At 57.5% G+C, this 508-nt stretch carries 2 protein-coding genes; both read right to left on the bottom strand.

Annotation, left to right across the window (positions count from 1 at the left end):
- Positions 1-312, bottom strand: a 312-nt coding sequence (locus tag ABD353_RS40290) for an L-threonylcarbamoyladenylate synthase (RefSeq protein WP_344628653.1), incomplete at its 3' end; no start/stop codon positions are given.
- A gap of 16 nt (positions 313-328) precedes the next feature.
- Positions 329-508: hypothetical protein (locus ABD353_RS40285; RefSeq protein ID WP_425555373.1), on the bottom strand; the 180-nt coding region annotated here is incomplete at its 5' end.

The raw sequence follows: 508 nt of genomic DNA, 5'->3' as shown, positions 1-508 counted from the left end.
GGTCCCCTTAAGGATAAAGGTATAGTTGCCCGGCGTGTTGTTTTTCATCAGGCGAAATGCCACATTATCCACAAAAGCGTAGGTTGACAGCTCGGACAGATCGCGGCACATCAGGGTAAAGTTGTGGCCGTCCGGCAGCTGACGGACGGGGCAGATCCGCTCCATCGCCCCCTTGTCTTCAATTTTGCAGCCCAGCGCGTAGCCGGAGTCGGTAGGATAAACGATCACCCCGCGCTTACGCACAATCTCCACCGCCTGGTTAATCAACCGCGCCTGCGGGTTATCCGGATGGATATAAAAAAACTGGCTCATACTTCCCTCTCAATTTTTATTCGGCGGCCGCTTCCCAACTGTGCCAGACGCCTTCCACGCCGGCAGGAAGCCAGAGCTTACGGCCAAGTTCGATCCACGCGCAGGCCTGATGAAAATCGGATCCCTGCGACGCCAGAAGACCAAACTCCACGGCCAGGGTGGCCAGCTGGGCGCGTTCATGGGGCGCCTGCTGACA

This window comes from Kitasatospora arboriphila, assembly GCF_039528095.1.
Taxonomy (GTDB): domain Bacteria; phylum Actinomycetota; class Actinomycetes; order Streptomycetales; family Streptomycetaceae; genus Kitasatospora; species Kitasatospora arboriphila.
Note: the sequence above shows the minus strand (reverse complement) of the source record. Positions and strands in the feature narration are given on the sequence as shown.